Annotated in this window: 16 protein-coding genes; 5 read left to right on the forward strand and 11 right to left on the reverse strand. The window is 71.5% G+C overall.

What is annotated here, in order from left to right:
* The first annotated feature begins 47 nt into the window (after positions 1–47).
* On the forward strand, positions 48–548 hold the full coding sequence (locus ABGB01_RS02400) for an Lrp/AsnC family transcriptional regulator (RefSeq protein ID WP_132508840.1): 501 nt from the start codon (positions 48–50) through the stop codon (positions 546–548).
* Here ABGB01_RS02400 and ABGB01_RS02405 read toward each other — a convergent pair.
* Complete coding sequence (locus tag ABGB01_RS02405; protein WP_347769750.1) at positions 509–1,834, reverse strand: hypothetical protein; 1,326 nt, start codon at positions 1,832–1,834, stop codon at positions 509–511. The genes ABGB01_RS02400 and ABGB01_RS02405 overlap by 40 nt on opposite strands.
* Positions 1,835–2,311: 477 nt before the next feature.
* On the opposite strand from ABGB01_RS02405, the gene ABGB01_RS02410 reads away from it, so the two are divergent.
* Positions 2,312–3,208, forward strand: coding sequence for a type II CAAX endopeptidase family protein (locus ABGB01_RS02410; protein WP_347769752.1), 897 nt, complete (start codon positions 2,312–2,314; stop codon positions 3,206–3,208).
* A gap of 5 nt (positions 3,209–3,213) precedes the next feature.
* Here ABGB01_RS02410 and ABGB01_RS02415 read toward each other — a convergent pair whose 3' ends face one another.
* The 4 genes from ABGB01_RS02415 to ABGB01_RS02430 all read right to left on the reverse strand — a co-directional run bounded on the left by ABGB01_RS02415 (position 3,214) and on the right by ABGB01_RS02430 (position 8,453).
* The gene (locus ABGB01_RS02415; RefSeq protein ID WP_347769754.1) at positions 3,214–3,621 is read right to left on the reverse strand and encodes a hypothetical protein; all 408 of its coding nucleotides are present in this window, start codon (positions 3,619–3,621) and stop codon (positions 3,214–3,216) included.
* Positions 3,622–3,932: 311 nt separating this feature from the next.
* Positions 3,933–4,820: an alpha/beta hydrolase gene (locus ABGB01_RS02420; protein WP_347769756.1), complete on the reverse strand. Its 888-nt coding sequence runs from the start codon at positions 4,818–4,820 to the stop codon at positions 3,933–3,935.
* A gap of 98 nt (positions 4,821–4,918) precedes the next feature.
* The gene (locus ABGB01_RS02425) at positions 4,919–7,663 is read right to left on the reverse strand and encodes an AAA family ATPase (protein ID WP_347769758.1); all 2,745 of its coding nucleotides are present in this window, start codon (positions 7,661–7,663) and stop codon (positions 4,919–4,921) included.
* A gap of 403 nt (positions 7,664–8,066) precedes the next feature.
* On the reverse strand, positions 8,067–8,453 hold the full coding sequence (locus ABGB01_RS02430; protein ID WP_347769760.1) for an ATP-binding protein: 387 nt from the start codon (positions 8,451–8,453) through the stop codon (positions 8,067–8,069).
* A gap of 84 nt (positions 8,454–8,537) precedes the next feature.
* Here ABGB01_RS02430 and ABGB01_RS02435 point away from each other — a divergent pair, with 84 nt between their 5' ends.
* The 3 genes from ABGB01_RS02435 to ABGB01_RS02445 all read left to right on the forward strand — a co-directional run bounded on the left by ABGB01_RS02435 (position 8,538) and on the right by ABGB01_RS02445 (position 11,488).
* Positions 8,538–9,323 carry a GntR family transcriptional regulator gene (locus tag ABGB01_RS02435; RefSeq protein WP_347769762.1) on the forward strand — a complete coding sequence of 262 codons (786 nt, stop codon included), beginning with the start codon at positions 8,538–8,540 and terminating at the stop codon, positions 9,321–9,323.
* Positions 9,324–9,374: 51 nt separating this feature from the next.
* Positions 9,375–9,749: a hypothetical protein gene (locus ABGB01_RS02440; protein ID WP_347769764.1), complete on the forward strand. Its 375-nt coding sequence runs from the start codon at positions 9,375–9,377 to the stop codon at positions 9,747–9,749.
* A gap of 137 nt (positions 9,750–9,886) precedes the next feature.
* Entirely contained in the window at positions 9,887–11,488 is a 1,602-nt protein-coding gene (locus ABGB01_RS02445) for a hypothetical protein (protein ID WP_347769766.1), read from the forward strand.
* A 44-nt stretch (positions 11,489–11,532) separates the two neighbouring features.
* Here ABGB01_RS02445 and ABGB01_RS02450 read toward each other — a convergent pair whose 3' ends face one another.
* The 6 genes from ABGB01_RS02450 to ABGB01_RS02475 are packed head-to-tail and all read right to left on the reverse strand — an operon-like array spanning position 11,533 to position 16,534.
* Positions 11,533–11,973 carry a VOC family protein gene (locus ABGB01_RS02450; RefSeq protein ID WP_347769768.1) on the reverse strand — a complete coding sequence of 147 codons (441 nt, stop codon included), beginning with the start codon at positions 11,971–11,973 and terminating at the stop codon, positions 11,533–11,535.
* A 53-nt stretch (positions 11,974–12,026) separates the two neighbouring features.
* The gene (locus ABGB01_RS02455; protein WP_347769770.1) at positions 12,027–13,016 is read right to left on the reverse strand and encodes a branched-chain amino acid ABC transporter permease; all 990 of its coding nucleotides are present in this window, start codon (positions 13,014–13,016) and stop codon (positions 12,027–12,029) included.
* Positions 13,013–13,873, reverse strand: a complete 861-nt coding sequence (locus tag ABGB01_RS02460; protein WP_347769772.1) for a branched-chain amino acid ABC transporter permease — start codon at positions 13,871–13,873, stop codon at positions 13,013–13,015. The genes ABGB01_RS02455 and ABGB01_RS02460 overlap by 4 nt, the downstream gene beginning before the upstream one ends.
* 52 nt (positions 13,874–13,925) lie before the next feature.
* Complete coding sequence (locus tag ABGB01_RS02465) at positions 13,926–14,585, reverse strand: ABC transporter ATP-binding protein (RefSeq protein ID WP_347769774.1); 660 nt, start codon at positions 14,583–14,585, stop codon at positions 13,926–13,928.
* A complete protein-coding gene (locus ABGB01_RS02470) occupies positions 14,582–15,337 on the reverse strand; it encodes an ABC transporter ATP-binding protein (protein ID WP_347769776.1) in 756 nt (251 codons plus the stop codon). Before ABGB01_RS02470 ends, ABGB01_RS02465 begins: the two co-directional genes overlap by 4 nt.
* Positions 15,338–15,340: 3 nt before the next feature.
* A complete protein-coding gene (locus tag ABGB01_RS02475; protein WP_347769778.1) occupies positions 15,341–16,534 on the reverse strand; it encodes an ABC transporter substrate-binding protein in 1,194 nt (397 codons plus the stop codon).
* Positions 16,535–16,628 lie beyond the last annotated feature (94 nt).

Genomic DNA, 16,628 nt, shown 5'->3' on the forward strand with positions numbered 1-16,628 from the left:
TCGTGCCTGATGTCCGAAGTTGTTTGCGCCCAGGGGAAGGTTCTCGCATGCCCGACGTCGACGACATCGACCACCAGGTGCTGCGCCTGCTGCGGGAGGACGGGCGCAGGACGTTCTCCGAGATGGCCGAGCGGGTCGGCCTGTCCGTGGCCGCCGTCAAGCGGCGCGTCGACCGGCTCAGGGACCTGGGCGTCATCACCGGGTTCACCGTGCAGATCGACTACGCCAAGCTCGGATGGGGCATCGAGGCGTTCACCGAGCTGCGCTACCCCGGCACCACCCCGGTCAGCGAGATCGTCCGGACGGCCACCGACGTGCCCGAGGTGCAGGAGGTCTTCACGATCGCCGGCGACCCGGACGCGCTGATCCACGTACGGGTGCGGGACCTCGGGCACCTCCAGCAGGTCATCGACCGGCTGCGCAGGGCCGGCGACGTGACGGGCACGAAGACGCTGCTGGTGCTCGGGACGTGGACGCGCGACGCGCTGGCGCCGCGCAGCGGCTGGAATCAGGGCATCCCGCTGGCCCGGTCGCGGCGGGAGAAATAGCGTACGAGCAGGCCGATCGCCAGCAGCACCGCCGTCCCGAGACCGAGCATCCAGATCGACACGCCGGTCATGGGGAGCGGCCGCTGGTCTTCGAGCCCTTCCGCGCGCGGCGCCCGGTCGTGCGCCGCGGAACGGTGCTCGTGCCGGCCCGCCCGCTCGCCGGGGGCGGCCTCGCGCGGCCCGGGCCCCGGCGCCGCGCCCTTGACCTCCGTGGGCTCCGCGGCAGGGGTGGGCTCGTCGGGGGCGGGCTCGTCCGTGGTGGCCGCCCGTACGGGTTTCACGGCGGTGGAGGTGCAGGAGCGGTTGTTCGCGGTGTTCGCCTCGTCGCCGTCGGCGCTGACCGTGGCGCAGTTCCTGACCAGACCGGGCTCGCCGGGCGCGAGGGTGAACATGAACGTCCTGCGTTCCGACGGCGCGAGCGTGCCGAGGGAGCAGACGAGGGCAGGACCGGTTCCAGGGCACTCCGGCGGGCGGTCGGCGATCGTCGCGCCGCCGGCCGGATGGCGTACCGTGACGCCGGTCGCCGGCGTGAGCCCCTCGTTGACGACCGTCACCGCATAGGCGATGGCGCCGCCGGCGGTGAGCGTCGCCGCCTTGGTGATCGTGACGTCGGCCCTGGCGGCCCTGGCCTCGGTGAGCAACTGCGCGGAGTCGCCCTGCGCGCCCGAGGCGATGACCTCGGCCCGGCTGCTGAGCGCCGTGCCGTCGGAAAGATCGGGGTCGATCACGACAGGGAACGAACGGGTCACGCTCCGGCCCGCCGGGATCGTCAAGGCCGGCCCGCCGCAGGTGATGGTCCGGCCGTTGAGGACGCAGCCGTCGGGGAGCGGGCCGGGGGCCACGTGCTCGTCGAGGGTGCCGGTGATGGTCACGGCCTCGGCGGCCGAGTCGCCCACGTTCGTGACGGTCACCGTGTAGACGGCCTGACCGCCGATGACCAGCGGGTCGGGAACGGCGGCCTGGCCGATGCGCAGGCTCGCGGACGGCGGCCCGACCGGTCTCGGCCCCGGCGCCCCCCGCCCGCTCTTCGGCGCCGGTTCGCCTGCCGACGGCGATCCGGTCCTCGACCGTGGTCCGCTCGCCGACGCCGGCCCGCTCCTGAACGGTGGTTCGCTCGCTGACGGTGGTCTGCTCCTGAACGGTGGTTCGCTCGCTGACGGTGGTCTGCTCGCCCAGGGTGGTCCGCCCACCTCCGGTCCGCTCGCCGCTGATCCGCCCGCCACGGCCGGAGCGGCTCCGCCGCCGCTCAGCGCGGCCAGCGCGATGACCGCCGCGACCCGGGCCATGCCCATCTCCTACCCCCGCGTTGACCGCCGTGCCTGCTCGACCCCGGAGCCGATCTTTCTATCGCCCGGAGAGGCGGCGGCGGGATGCACACCGGAATCATGCGCTGCCGTGGCACAGTCTTTGCCGGAAGGCCGTTCCGTGCTCGACGAACATCCCTCGGCCCGCCCCTCGGTGGCGCGTAGGGCCGGCGTCATGCCGAAGGCCGCCCGCTATGACGACGTCGCCGGCTTCTACGCGGCCGGCTGGTCCGACGACGTCGATGAATTTCGCTGGGGAGCCGGGTGCCGGTCTTTGGCGTGCTGGTCGGTGCTACGACCTGGCCATGGCCGAGGTGCGCTTGAGGCAATGGAGTCGCCATCCCTCGTGAGAGCTACCGCGACTGTTCGTTCCAGGGGGATGGTAGGCCCCGTTCCGATCTCTAATCTTCCATGGACCGCGGAGAACACTGCGGGAACCTGATCGAGAGGATCGCGGTCGTGGCGTCCACGGAGCACCAGGAGAACACCTTTCCGCAGGACGGCCTCTCCCCGGGCCGGCACCGGTTGCGCAAGTTCCGGTTTCCCGTGCTGCTGGTCGCGTTGTTCGGCGTGATGATGGCGACCGCCGGGATCAACCAGATTGTCTCGCCCGTACCGGTTCTCGCCCTGCCGGTGGGCGTCGGTCTGGCCGTCGCCGCTCTGACCTGCTACCGCTGGCTTGGCCGGACCGTCGAGCTCCGCCCCGGCATCCCCGAACTCGGGAAGACGGGCAGATGGTCGCAGTTGCGGCGCGGGGCGCTGCTCGGGTCCGGCCTGTTCATCGTCTTGATGGCGCTGATCGCGGTGTTCGGTGGCTGGCAGGACGTGTCCTGGGGCTCCTTCGGCGGCTTCCTCGGCACCGCGGGCATGATGGCGAGCGTCGCCGTCGCCGAAGAACTCCTGTTCCGCGGGGTCCTGTTCCGCATCATGGAGGAACGAATCGGCACCGTGATCGCCCTGATCGTGTCCACGCTGCTGTTCGGTGCCACACACCTGGTCAACGTCAACGCCACACTGTGGGGCGCGCTCGCGATCGCCCTGACGGGCGGGACCATGACGACCGCCGCCTACGTCGCCACCCGCTCGCTGTGGCTGCCCATCGGCCTGCACTTCGCCTGGAACTTCACCCACGCCGGGGTCTTCGGTGTCATGCTCTCCGGATCGGACGCGCCGCCCCACGGCCTGCTGAACGTCACGCTCTCCGGCCCGTCCGCGCTGACCGGCGGCGCCTTCGGCCCCGAGGCCAGCCTGCTCGCCCTGCTGGTCTGCCTGGCGCCCACGATCGTCCTGCTGCGGCGGGCGGCACGTGCCGGCCAGATCCGGCGGCGCTCCCACCGCACCAAGCTCCCCGCCTGACCGCTTCAGCAGTCGGCCCCCGCGGTTTCGAAGGTCCTTCCGTCGTTGATCTGGAGCGCTCCGATCCATTTGCGGTCACACGGATAACTGACGTTCCAGGTCCTGGTTATGCTCTGCCCCGCGAACACGGTGTACCACGTGGAGTCCCATTTGACGGTGCTTGTTTGGTTGCTCCTGTATCCGACCCGTGCGGTGACGGCCGACCCGCCCGTCTTGTTGTAGGTGACCCTGATGCGCTGCGGGCTCTGGAGCAGCGTGATGCAGACGGTTCCGTTCTTGAGAGGCTCACACTGCCTGGGCGGGGCGGCCGAGGCACCCGCGTCGGATTGCGCGGACGCCGCCGCCGGGGCGCACGCGATCACAGAGCCGGCAACGGCTACGGCGGCCCCGAGAGAGGCGAGTCGGTAGCGCATCATCTTTCCTTTCGATCCAGAACTGCCAGGAGAATCGGTCGGCGCCGGCAGTGCCTCCGGCGCATCCCCTCAATGGCGACATGTTTAGTCCTTGAGCTGTTTCCTCTGTGTTTCCAGGCGAGCCCAGGCGGCCAAGGCAGGACGTGCCGTTCGAAAGGCGTCCGCCGCCGCGGCGCACAGATGTCGTCCTGAACTTGCCGATCGTGGACTGGATCGAGCGGGTCGCCTGCCCGCGGCTGAAACCCCACGGACGGGGGTGGAGCACGCCGGTGGCGGCCGCCCCGTGAAGGCGGCCGCCACCGGACGAGAAGTCAGGAGCTGGGGCAGGTGTCGCGGTACTCCTCGATGGCGAGCCCGCCGGGCGGCGGGCACAGGAACTGCTCGTAGCGGGTGTCGTCGTCGACGAACCGCTTGAGCCAGGCCACCATCGACTTGGCCATCGTGGTGTTGGGGGTCTGCGGGAAGAAGTGGCTCGCGCCGTTGAGCTCCAGGTACGCCTTCTCCGACGAGGACGGGATGCTCTCGTAGAAGCGCTCGGAGTGGGTGGAGACGGGGGCGATGCTGTCGCTCTCCCCGCCGATGATCATGGTGGGGACGCGCACGCCCGACCAGCTCTTCGTCAGGTTCCACGGCGCGATCGGCACGGCCGCCTGGAGCGAGGACCGGTCGTCGGCGGCCTCCAGCGAGCCTCCGCCGCCCATCGAGTGGCCGGCCACGGCCAGCCTGGACGGGTCGATGCGGCTGCGTACGGTCGACGGGCTGTCCTCCACCAGGTAGTCGAGGGCCGCGAGGAGCTGGCGGCCCCGGCTGTCGGGCTGGTCGTAGAGGGTGTTGGTCTCGATGCCGATCACCACGAAGCCGTGCGAGGCGATTCGCGGGCCGAGCCAGGCGAGGCTCGACCACCTGGCGGTGTAGCCGGGCGAGATGGCGATCGCCCCGAACGTGCCCTGGCTGGTGTCGTCCGGGTAGTAGATCTCTCCGCCGCCGAAGCCGAGTACCAGCGAGGAGACGCTCCGCTGGGACGTCGAGAATGGGCCGCGGCTCGCCTCGAGTAAGGCGTCCGTGGGGTCCGGGCCGCGCTCGTACGGGCCGGCCGCCTGGGCGGCGGGAGCGGCGGCGAGGCCGCCGCCGAGGAGTGCGAGGGCGAGGGCGAGGGCGGTCAACGTTCGCGCGCCGCGGTGGGGGGTGATGAGCTGCACGTCGTCATACTCCCTGCTCGAAGTGGGGGTGACTGCTTTCTGTCGCCATTGTTCGGATGAGCGGTCAGCCGTGCATCGGTGAAATCACCGGTCTCCGATCAGGACATGAGGCGTACCAGATCGACGCGGGAGCGGACGCCGAGCCGGTCGAAGATGTTCCTGAGGTGGTGCTCGACGGTGCGCCTGCTCAGGAACAGCCGCTCGGCCACCTCCTTGTTGGTGGCGCCCTCGGCGACCATGCGCGCGATCCGCAACTGCTGCGCCGTGAGCTGCCGCGTGGTGTCCGGCCTGGTGAGGCGTACCGGGTCGCCGGACGCGCGCAGCTCGGTCCTGGCCTGTTCGGTCCACAGGCGGGCGCCGTGGCGTTCGAACGTCTCCAGCGCCGCGTGCAGGTGGTTCCTGGCGGCGCCCGGGCGGCGCTCGCGGCGCAGCGCGCTGCCGTACAGCAGCCGGGTGCGGGCCGACTCGAACTCGCACACCCCCTGCCCGTGCAGGTCGAGCGCCTCGCGGAACAGCTCGTCCGCCTCGCCGGGCGCGGCGAGCAGCGCCCGGCAGCGGGCCACGAGAGCGCGCAGGTCGGGGCTGCGGGTGCTGCCGACCCAGCGTTCGAGCACGCGCAGCGCGGCGGCGGCGCGGTCGCGGTCTCCGGTACGCGCGCACGCCTCGATGAAGTGCGGCGTGGCCATGACGCGGATCACGACGTGGTTGTTGCGCCGCTCGGCGCGCAGCCGGGCGGCGGCGTCGGCGGGACGACCCGCGGCCAGGTCGAGGCAGGCCAGCGCCCAGGTGCCGATGGCACCCGCGATGCCCAGCTCGTGGGCGTCGGCCAGCTCGATCGCGGCGTTGGCACGCACCCGGCAGGTTTCCCTGTCGCCTTCGACGGCCGCCGTCATCGCCAGCCAGGCCAGGTGCTGGGCCGCCGTGTTGAGCTGGCCGGTGTCCTGGGCGAGGCGCAGCCCTTCGGCCGCGGTCGTCGCGACGGAGGCGTACCTGCCCATCCAGAACTCCGGGTAGATCATGTACTCGAGCAGTTGCGGCACGGCGGAGGCGGCGCCGCGCACCCGGGCGGCCTCGACGGCGCGGGCCGACAGGCGGTGCGCGGTGGCGTCCTCACCGAGCAGCAGGCTGGCCACGCAGGCCCACACGAGCACCGCCGGATCGCGGACGGAGCCGGCCAGCTCGACCACCCGCCGCAGCGGCCCGGCGGCCTCCTGGTGCGAGCCGCTGAACGTGGAGGCCATGCCCGCCAGGTACTCGAACATGAGCTGGGCCGGGGCGGCATCGTCGGGGCGGCGCAGCGCGGCGGCCTGGCGGGCGATCGCGATGAACGCCCGGTTGTCGCCCGCACGGTAGCTGGCGTCGGCGGCCCTGACGAGCGCGCGCACACCCAGCGTGCGGTGGCTGGTCAGCAGGCGGGCCGCCGCGGCCAGCAGCTCCTCGCGGGCGCTGCCGGTCTCGCCGCGCAGCAGCTCCAGGCTGCCGTGCAGGAGCTGTACGCGGCCACGCACCTCGTCGGGCGCGGTGAGCGAGCGCAGCCTGGCCAGCAGCGCGCGGGCGACCTGGGGCCGTCCCGCGATCCACGCGTGCCTGGCGGCGGCGGCCAGCCGCTCGACCTTGGCCGGACCGTGCCCGGTGAGCTCGGCGGCGCGTTCGAGCGCGAGGTAGGGCTCCGGCCCGCCGGGCGGCCGGGCGTTCGGCGCCGCCGCCGCCAGCTCGCCGGCCAGCCGTTCCGCGTCCGGTCCTGCCGGCGCGTCGAGCGTCCAGGCGCGGTGCCAGGCCCGCCGCAGCCGGCCCTCGGGGGTGTCGGCGTGCTGCTCCTCCAGAAGCCCTGCCAGTACGCGGTGGGCGTCGCGGCGACGGGCGAGAGGAGCGCCGTGGTAGGCGACCCCGCGTACGGCCGGATCGTGGAAGTCGTAGCGGTCACCACCGGTGTGCAGGATGCCCGCGCTCTCGGCCGGTTCCAGCGCTGTGAGCGCGCAGGCGGGGCGGGCGGCGCGGACCAGCGTCGCCACGTCCAGGCCGGGATCGGCGGCGATCAGCAGCAGGAGCCGCCGGGTGTCCTCCGGGAGGGCCGCCAGGCGGGCGGCGTACGTCCGCCACAGCCGCCCGTCACGGGGGAGCGTGGCGGGCGGGGCGGCCAGGCCCGCGAACTGGTCCGGGGTGAGACCGCCGATCAGCTCGGCCAGGGCGAGGGGGTTGCCGCGGGCGATCTGGTCGAGCGCCGCCAGCAGGTCGCCGGCGATCCTGCCGGGCGCCAGGTCGTCGGCCAGCTCCCGCACCGCCGCCTCGTTAAGCCCGCCCAGCACCCGGACCGGCACACCTTCCAGCCGGTCCGCTGTCGTGGTGAACAGCAGCGCCACCGGCTCGTACGACACCCGCCTCGCCACGAAGGCGAGCACCTCCCGGCTGGCCGGATCCAGCAGGTGCACGTCGTCCACGCAGGCCAGGACCGGCTGGCACGCCGCCACCGCCGTCAGCAGGCCGAGGACGGCGGCCGGCAGGGCGAGGCCGGAGGGTGTCCCCGCCTCCATGGCCTCCGTCAGGGCGCGCTGCTGCGTCCCGGGCAGCGTCGTGGCGTGCGCGGCGACCGGGCGCAGCACGGCGTGCAGCCCGGCGTACGGAAGGTGCGACTCCGACGCGACCCCCGAGACGCGCAGCACGCGAAAGTCCTGGCCGGCGTGCGCGGCGGCCAGGTCGAGCAGCGCCGTCTTCCCCATCCCTGGCGCTCCCGCCAGGAGCAACGCGCCGCCGGAGCCGGAGCGGGCGCCGTCCAGTAACCGGAGCAGGACACGTTCCTCCTCGCCCCGGCCGCGCAGCGGGGGAGCGGGTGCGATATTGGACATGCCGTCCAGTGTCGCCCGGGGACGTCGTACGAGAAAGGGATGATCCGGGCCGGCCGATGATCTCACGCCTGCAGGTATCTATCGGAGGTGGCCCATGAGGAGGGCGTTCCACTGTGCCGCCGCGATTCCGCGCGCCACCGATCGCTCTCCTCGACCAGGGCGTTCCTCTTCTCGATCCTGCGGATGAAGCGCAGGCCGCAGGCTTGGCGCAGCTCGTAGAAGGTCGGTTCGCAGTCGCACGTCCAGGCCAGAACGCGCCCCGCGGGAGCCCATCGTTCTGGAACGGTCCAGACGAGCTGTTCGCAATGGGACGTCGGCGGGCTCACGTGAGGGCTGAAGCAAGGGGGCGGCCGGTCGCGCCGGCTGATCCATCGGGGGTCGCCCGCCGGTTCGCGCGGCGGAGTCACGTGTCCGGCCTGCTGGTCGGGCCCGAGGTGATCGCCTCGGGAAGTTCGCACCAGGCGATGTGGCCGCCTTCCATGGACGTGCTCGTGCCGAAGCCCCTCACCATGCAGGAGATCTTCGCCCAGCAGCCGACGTGCGGAGCGGCGGGCGAGTTGGGGTCCTTGACCTCGATGACGAGCCCGCCGTTCCGTGCCGGGATCAGCTTGATCTCGACGACGCCGTCCTTGGGAGTGTGGCGGACTGCTGTGGCCACCAGGTGGGTGCCGACGTGGACGGCGTCGGCGACGGAGATCTGGGGGCGTTGTCTGGCGCTCAGGGCTTTCTTGATCCACGTACGAGCGTCTTCGACGGCCTCTGGGGTGCCGGGAAGTGTCTGGTGAAGCATTGGGGGCTCACCTGCATCCTAGGAAGGATTGTGCGTGTCATAGATAGCTTGCTGCCTGACTAGGTAACCCGTCAAGCTGTCTTCGTGAATCAGGACGCCGAGCGGCCGAAGTATCTGCGCATCGCGGACGAACTCCGAGCCAAAATCCGCTCAGGGGAGTTGGCCGTAGGTGATCGCCTGCCCTCCATTCCGGAGATCGCGAAGGAACACGGCATCGCGCGCAATACCGCAGCCGCGGTACTCGACGTGCTCACCGGAGAAGGGCTCGCCACCGCGCGACCCGGCTCAGGCACGTATGTGCGTAAGCAGCCGGAGAAACGCCGACTCGTTCGGAGCTGGAATCGGAATGCCCGGGGCGGGAGTCCCTTCGCCGGTGAGATGGCAGATCAGGGCTTGGCGGGATCCTGGGATTACAACAGCAGGACGACGTTGGCGCCCGAAGAGGTCCGGGAGCGGCTCGCGCTCGATGAGGCGGCCGGGGATGACCCCGACGTCGTCCGGACGGACTACCTGTTCCGTGGGGACGGCCGTCCCGTCATGGTGTCGACCACCTGGGAACCGTTGGAGCTCACCCGGGGAACGCCGATCGTGCTCCCTGAGGACGGGCCGCACGCGGGCAAGGGCGTGGTCGAGCGCATGCGGCAGATCGGCGTTCAGGTGACCCACGCGGCCGAGGTGGTGTCCGCCCGCAACGCGACCGTGGAGGAGGCGAAGCTGCTCGACATCGGGGCTCCTGCCATCGTGCTGACGATCGAGCGTACGTACTACGCCGATGCGCGCCCGGTCGAGACCGCAGACCTGGTCATCCCCGTCGATCAGTACCAGGTGCTCTACGGCACCTCGACCTGGGACGAGCCTGCGGCGCACTAGGCCGGTTGTTCGCCCTCCGGTCGTCCGGCGAAGCGCACCGAGGAGACAGACGTGCGGCGGCTTGTGCAATGCATCGCGATGGTGGGCCTGCTGTCGTTGTTCGCCGCTGCGGTGGCCGGCATGGCGTGGGCGATCACCGCCGGGCCGGACGACATGAAGGGTGGGGCGCTGCTGGCGTTCGTCGTGGCGGCTCTCCTGATGATGAGGGGATGGTTGGCCCTGTTGGCCAAGGCCGGCGCGCACCCGCTTGGCGTGGTCGTCGCCGGGCTCGTCGCCTTGTTCTTCACCGGTACCGTTCCGGCCGCGTTGGCCGGTGACGACGAACCTGTGTCGGGGGTGGACGCCTCCGTGCTCGCCGGTGTCGCACTGGGCCTGCTCACACTCGCGTCCCTCGGTCTGATCATTTTCGGCCGTCCCGACTCATGAGCCGACTCATGAGATCGCGCCGCCCCTCATCGAGCGCGCGCCGGAAACGTCGCCGGGACCCCTCCCGGACCCGGGCGCCCACAATGGTGGGCGGCTTGAACAGGGGCGATGAACCGTTCACAGGAGGAGGCGCCACGATGGATCCGATCCCGGTGAGCCCCGGTGACCGTTCGTCTCGACCGGAGCCGGCCCCCGACTCGCCGGCCGTGGCCCTCGGCAATGCTTCACTGCTCGGCCTCGGCTACCTGATGATGGGCCGGCGTGGACTCGCCCTCGGCACCGGGGCGGTCACGGTCGTGCTCCTCGCCGTGCTCGTCCTGGTCGCGCGGGTAGCCTGGTTCGAGGGTGTGGTGCTCCTGTGGTGGGCCGGTGTCGTCGTGCACGGCTGGTGGCTTGCGGGCGGGCGACTGCGGCGGAGCGAACCGGTGCGGACTGCCGGGCCGGCGGCCTCGGCGGGAGGACGCGGGTGGGTGCGGCCGCAGCGGCTCGTCGGACTCGGTACGGCCCTCGTCGTGCTGCTGGCCGTCGGTTACCTGAGGTTCGACGCCTCCAGGATCGAACAGGACGCCGCAGCGGCCCACCGCCGGGACGACTGCATGCGGGCGCTGTCGATCCTGGGAGAGCTGTGGGCCGGGCACCGGGTGGCCGACGCCCCACGGACCGCCCGGGCCGAGGACAGCATCGCGGCCTGCCGGCTGCTGGTGAAAGCTGGGCGGCAGGCCGCGGACGATCCGCTGCTGGCCGCCGGCACGCTCGAGACCTACCGCGCTCATCCGGGGGCGTTGTGGCAGGGCGTGGAGGGGCGCAGGGCCGACCTCTTCCTCGCGCAGGCCGCCGGCGAACTGAACACCGCCCTGACCGGCGACACCAAAGCCCTGGCGGCGGGCTTCGGCCGCCTGTCGCAGGTGCTGGGGGAGTTCGCCGGCCAGGAGAGCGAGGTGGGCAAGGTCCTGGACGGGTTCTTGGGCGGCCTGCCCGTCAAGGACGCCTGCGACACCAAGACGATCACCGACTGGCTGGCCGAGCGTCCGGCCGGCGGCGGCGTACTGGACCGCGCCGCGGACGTCGTCCCGAAGGTCGCGCCCGCGGCGATCGTCGGATGCGGCGACGACCTCGCGGAGGACAAGGACTGGAAGCAGGCCAAGGCGCAGTACGAGCAGCTGCTCGACCAGTACCCCAAGGACGACCTCGTGGCCAGGGCGAAGAAGGGGAAGGACCGGGCCGGGCTGCAGATCGAGCTTGCGAACGTACGGCGGCTGCTCAAGGGCGGCTCCGGTGACGAGCCGAAGTACTGCGCCAAGCCGGCGCCCTATCGCGGCGCGGCCCCCTACCGGGGCAAGGGGCCGCACCGCGCGATGTTGTTCGGCAGGGGCGATCACAAGAAGAACCTGCCCTCCTCATGGCTGGCCAAGGACGCCGCCGACGCGGTGCTGGTGATCTGCGCCGGCGACACCAAGGACGGGACCGCGGTCAGAACCTGCCCCTACAACTCCACCTTCGTCATCGGCGGGATCCAGAACGTGACCTTCAGGAAGCGGAAGATCCCTGTTCGCGTCTACGAATTGCGGACCGGCAAGCGCGTGGGCCCGCGCAGCGTGCAAATCGGTGGCTCCAGCTGCCCGCCTCGCATCCACTACACGTACTACGGCCCTATCGACACCGGCCCGCCCTCGGAGAAGTTCGTCAAGTCGTCCAGGTCGGACGTGCGTGCGGCGTACGGATCGCTGATCAAGCCGTGAACCGGGACCGCTGTCACGAACAGGGCTGCAAGGACGTGTGGCTCTCAGGTGACGGTGGGGACCGGGTCCTTGCCGAAGACCCAGGGCGCGAAGACGATCATCCACCCGTCAGGGTCGGCGAAGGCGACGGCGCCGCGGTCGGCCCAGTAGGGGTTGTCCAGCGGGGTGGGCCGGTGGCCCAGGCCCGCCAGCCGTTCGACGACGGCCGCCACCACCTCGGCGCCGGGCAGGTAGAGCACGAGCTGGTTCTCCGCCGACGGCGCGGGGATCTCGGGTGTCTCGCCGTGCTGGGTGAGCTCCAGGTGGACCGGCGTTCCCGGCAGGCCGAAGACGGCTCCGTCGTAACCGTCGTGCCCGCGCCAGGACGCGATCACCGGTAGTTCCAGCACGTCGCGGTAGAAGACGAGGCAGTCGTCGAAGCGGGCCGTCGGCCGGGCGAAACGGATCGCCCCCACCGGCAGGAACTTCGGCCAATCGTGCGCCATGCCGTACCTTTCCCCGATATATCGTGGCGCGGGCCACCTTATCCAGTACGGCGTCAGCGGGTCCGCGCGGGAGCGGCCTGCCGTTTCCTGGACAGCCGGTCGGCGACGGCGGGTAGGAGGCCCTGGGGGAGGAAGAGCACGACCACGATGAGGAGCAGGGCGTAGACGGCGTACGACAGCACGCTGGGCGCGTACGTCGGCATGCCGGGCAGCGAGCTCAGCGTGCTGAGCCCCTGCAGGAGCAGCGTGATCGCGCTCGCCCCGATGACGGCGCCCCACGTCGTTCCGAGCCCTCCGACGACGGCCATGACGATGTACTGGATGGATATGAGCACCGGGAACGACCCCGGGGCCACGTAGCCGGTGTAGAAGCAGTAGATGCCGCCCGCCAGCCCGGCGAAGGCCGCCGACAGCGCGAACACGGTCAGCTTGTAGCGGCCGACCGGGATCCCCGAGGAGGCGGCCGCGGTCTCGCTGGTGGCCAGGGCACGCAGGGCGCGGCCGGGCCGCGAGGTGATGACGTTGTGCGTCACCAGCATCACCAGCGCGACGCCCGCCCAGGTCAGGTACGCGTACGTGGTCGCGTCCTGCGCCTCCCACGACCCGAGGGAGAATTGCGGGATGGCCTGCAGCCCGATGTCGCCGCCGGTGAACTCGAGCTGGCCCGCCAGCGACAGCAGGATGAGCTGCATGGCGAGCGTGGCGAAGGCCAGGTGGTGCCCGCGCAGCCGCAGCAGCGGCGTGCCGATCACGAGCGCCGACAGGGCGGCGACCACGGGTGCGGCGACGAGCCCTGCGAGGGGCGGCACGCCGTTCAGGGCGAGCAGCGCGGCGGTGTAGGCGCCGATCGCGTAGAAGGCGCCCTGGCCGAGCGAGACCTGCCCGGCGTACCCCATGAGCAGCGACACCCCGACCGTGACCATGGCGGCCAGGCCGAGCAGGATGTACACGGCAAGGGCGCTGTCGTCGAGCACCGCGGGGAGGGCGAGCGTGACGGCGGCGATCAGCAGCCCGGCACCGGTTTTCAGCGGCAGCCTGATCATGTGGACTCCAGGGAGATGGCCGAGCGGCGGCCGGCCTGGACGATCATGACGACGAGCATGAGCCCCAGAGCCACCTCCAGCTGGTGGGAGCCGTAGCCGTAGCCGGCGGCCATGGTCTCGGCCACGCCGAGCACCAGCGCGCCGATGAGCGTGATGACGGGCCGGGTGAGCGCGCCGAAGACGGCGGCGGCGAAGCCGTTCACGATGAGCGTGACGTCGGTGTCGAACGAGATGGGCCGCAGCGGCGTCACCAGCACCCCGGCGATGCCGCCGAGCAGCCCGCCGAGCACGAACGCCAGCAGCCCCATCTTCCTGACGTCGATGCCGACCACCCGGGCCGCGTACGGGTTGGACGCGCAGGCCGTCAGCGCCTTGCCCAGGTAGGTACGGCCGAAGAAGAGCGCCAGCAGCACGAACGTGGCCACCGTCACGCCGATGACGAGCAGGTGCTGGGTCTGGATACGCGCGCCCGCCACGATCACCGAGCCGGCCAGACCGGGCGCCGAGCGCGGCTGGTCGCCCCACAGGACGATCTCGACGGCGTACGCGAGCACCCCCACGCCGAGCGTGACGATCAGCGCCGACAGCGGCGTGGTGCCGCGCTTGCCGATGGCGGCCAGCCCGGTGAGCAGGCCCGCGACCGCCGCGGCCAGCACGGCGGCCAGCTCGCTCAGCCCGTGGGGGAACCCGAGCCCGAGCAGCGAGGACGTGCACAGCCCCGCCACGACGGCGAACGTGCCCTGCGCGAAGTTGACCACACCGGTGACCCGGTGGATGGCGACCAGGCCGCTGCCGATGAGCGCGATCGCGCACCCGACCGCCAGGCCGTTCAGGAGATAGGTGAGGAAGGCGCTCATGCGGCCGCCTCTCGCCGGCGCGTTCTCATGTGACCGCCCTTCCGAGGTGCGCTCAAGTGATCGCCCCTCCCAGGTACGCGCTGGCCACGCGCGGGTCGTCGGCCAGCACCGCGCACTCGCCCTCGGTCACCAGCCGCCCCGACTCCAGCACGTACGCCCGCCGGCACAGCTCGAACGCCAGGCGCGCGTTCTGCTCGATGAGCAGCACGGTCAGCCCCTGCTCGGCGTTGAGCGCGGCGAGGTGCGCGGCCAGGTCGGCGGTCACGTTGGGAGCCAGGCCCAGGGAGAGCTCGTCCACGACGAGCACGTCGGGCCGCGACATCATGGCCCGCCCGAACGCCACCATCTGCTGCTCTCCGCCGGACAGCACGCCCGCCCGCCGGCCGGCGAGCTCGGCGAGCCGGGGCAGCAGGCCGTAGACGAGGGACGGGTCGCGCTGCCCGGAGCGCCAGCCGCCGAGCGCGAGGTTGTCGGCCACGGTCAGGTCGGGGAAGAGCTGGCGGCCCTCGGGGATGAGCGCGACCCGGCCGCCGGCCTCCACGGTGCCGGAGGTGGGTGCGAGCAGGCCGGCGAGCGTGTTGGCGAGCGTCGACTTGCCGGCGCCGTTCGGGCCGAGCAGGGCGACCATCTCGCCGCGCCGCACGGTGAGGGTGACGTGTTCGAGCGCGGTCGCGGTGCCGTACGAGACCACCAGGTCCTTGACGTCGATCATGAGGCCTGTCCGAGATAGGCGGCGAGCACCAGCGGGTCGGCCCGCACCTCGGCGGGGGTGCCGTCGGCGATGACCTGCCCGAGGTCGAGCACCACGACGCGGTCGGCGAGCCGGGTCACGAACGCCACGTCGTGCTCGATGAGCAGGATCGTCAGGCCGCTCGCCCGCAGTTCCTCGATCAGCGTGGCGAGGTGTTCGCGTTCGTTGCCGCGCAGGCCGGAGGCAGGCTCGTCGAGCAGCAGCAGCCTGGGCCGCGCGCACAGGGCGCGGGCCAGTTGCAGCGCCCGCTGCTGTCCGATGGGCAGCAGGTCGGCGGGCCGGTCGGCCCATTCGGCCAGGCCCACGCGCTCGAGGGCGCGGTCGGCCTCGGCGGCGATCTCGCGCTCGTCGTGCCGGTGCCGCGGCAGCCGCAGCGCGGCCGAGACGAACCCCGCCCGGGTGCGCCCGTGCAGCCCCACCATGACGTTCTCCCTGACCGTCATGCCGCGGAAGACGCGGGCGGCCTGGAAGACGATGGACATGCCGAGTTTGGCCCGCCGGTGTGCCGCGAGCCGGTCGACGCGGTGCCCGAGGAAGGAGATGCGGCCGTGCTCGGCGGCCAGATGGCCGGTGATGAGGTTGAACAGCGTGGACTTGCCGGCGCCGTTCGGGCCGATGACGCCGCAGACTTCGCCGTCCGCGACGCTCAGCGAGACGTCGCGGACGGCGTAGACGCCCCCGAAGGATCGGGACACTCCGGTGACCTCCAGCACGCGCTACCCCGCCGCGGCGACGGTCTTGGCGAGCTCGTCCTTGGCCCATTCGGTGGGGACGAACTGGCCGTCCTTCACCGTGTTGACCGAGATGTACTCGGGGGAGAGCCCGGAGTGGTCGGTGGGGGAGTAGCGGAAACGGCCGTTCGGCGTGATCAGGTCCATGGTCTCCAAAGCCTGCTGGATCTTGGTCTTGTCGGTGCTGTTCGCCTTCCTGATCGCCTCGAACAGCAGCAGGCTCGCGCTGTATCCGTCCTGCGCGAACTGCGGGGGCGGGTAGCCGTGCTTCTGCTCGTACGGCGTGGCCATCTGCTCGATCACCTGTTTCTGCTTGCCGTCGGGCAGGTGCTCGCCCACCACGCCGATGGCGCTCTGCACGGTCATGCCCTCCGCGGCGTCGCCCATCGGCTCCAGCCACAGCTTGCTGGCCTGCGACGCGGTGAGGAACAGCGGCGTCTTGAGCCCGGAGGCCACGTACTGCTTGGCGGCGGTCACGCCGGGCGCGCCCGAGCCCCAGAACACGAGCGCCTCGGCCGGCGAGTCGCGCACGTGCTGGAACAGCGGGCTGAAGTCGGAGGTCGTGGTCTCGTACGACTCGTCGACGGCGATCGTCACGCCGTACTTGGGGGCGAGCTCGACCATCGCCTCGTGTCCCGAGACCGAATAGGCGCTCTTGGAGTCCCAGGCGACGGCGACCGTCTTGATGCCCTCGGCCTGGATGTACTGCAGGTAGCGCTCGGCGTACATGCTGGACAGGGCCGGGGTGACGAAGATGTACGGCTTGATCGGCTCGACCTGCTCCTGCGTGGGCGCCAGTGACAGGTACGGCATCTTGTCGCGCTGCGCGAGCGGCTCGATCGCGAGCGCCGAGTTGGAGAACACCGGGCCGATCAGGGCGTCGATCTCGCCCTTGATCTGGTTGTAGGCCACGATGCCCTGGTCGGGGGCGGTCTTGTCGTCGCGGGTGACCAGCTCGACGGTGCGGCCGAGCAGCCCGCCCTGCGCGTTGACCTGCTCGACGGCCAGCTCGACGGCCTTCTTGTCCTCGCTGCCTAGCGGGGTGTAGTTGCCGGTCAGGGAGACGATGAGGCCCACCTTGATCGGATCTTGCGCGCCTGGTCCGTCACCGCCGCCGCTGCCGCCGCACGCGGCGACGGCGAGCACGAGAACGGCCAGGGACGGGAGCAACCTGCGCATCAGGACCTCCGTGCTCACTGCGTGAAGCGGCTCGGTCGCTAGGGAGCCGTCGCGTGTGGCCTGAATGTAGGCAGGTACATTACGGCTGTCAATA

The organism is Nonomuraea sp. B5E05, from assembly GCF_039880665.1.
Classification (GTDB): Bacteria; Actinomycetota; Actinomycetes; order Streptosporangiales; family Streptosporangiaceae; genus Nonomuraea.

Bases quoted from the DNA above. Each gene is read 5' to 3' on its own strand.
- ABGB01_RS02460 (WP_347769772.1), bottom strand. From the start codon at position 13,873: ATGAGCGCCTTCCTCACCTATCTCCTGAACGGCCTGGCGGTCGGGTGC.
- ABGB01_RS02445 (WP_347769766.1), top strand. From the start codon at position 9,887: ATGGATCCGATCCCGGTGAGCCCCGGTGACCGTTCGTCTCGACCGGAG.
- ABGB01_RS02430 (WP_347769760.1), bottom strand. From the start codon at position 8,453: ATGCTTCACCAGACACTTCCCGGCACCCCAGAGGCCGTCGAAGACGCT.
- ABGB01_RS02450 (WP_347769768.1), bottom strand. From the start codon at position 11,973: ATGGCGCACGATTGGCCGAAGTTCCTGCCGGTGGGGGCGATCCGTTTC.
- ABGB01_RS02475 (WP_347769778.1), bottom strand. From the start codon at position 16,534: ATGCGCAGGTTGCTCCCGTCCCTGGCCGTTCTCGTGCTCGCCGTCGCC.
- ABGB01_RS02465 (WP_347769774.1), bottom strand. From the start codon at position 14,585: ATGATCGACGTCAAGGACCTGGTGGTCTCGTACGGCACCGCGACCGCG.
- ABGB01_RS02455 (WP_347769770.1), bottom strand. From the start codon at position 13,016: ATGATCAGGCTGCCGCTGAAAACCGGTGCCGGGCTGCTGATCGCCGCC.
- ABGB01_RS02425 (WP_347769758.1), bottom strand. From the start codon at position 7,663: ATGTCCAATATCGCACCCGCTCCCCCGCTGCGCGGCCGGGGCGAGGAG.
- ABGB01_RS02415 (WP_347769754.1), bottom strand. From the start codon at position 3,621: ATGCGCTACCGACTCGCCTCTCTCGGGGCCGCCGTAGCCGTTGCCGGC.
- ABGB01_RS02400 (WP_132508840.1), top strand. From the start codon at position 48: ATGCCCGACGTCGACGACATCGACCACCAGGTGCTGCGCCTGCTGCGG.
- ABGB01_RS02405 (WP_347769750.1), bottom strand. From the start codon at position 1,834: ATGGCCCGGGTCGCGGCGGTCATCGCGCTGGCCGCGCTGAGCGGCGGC.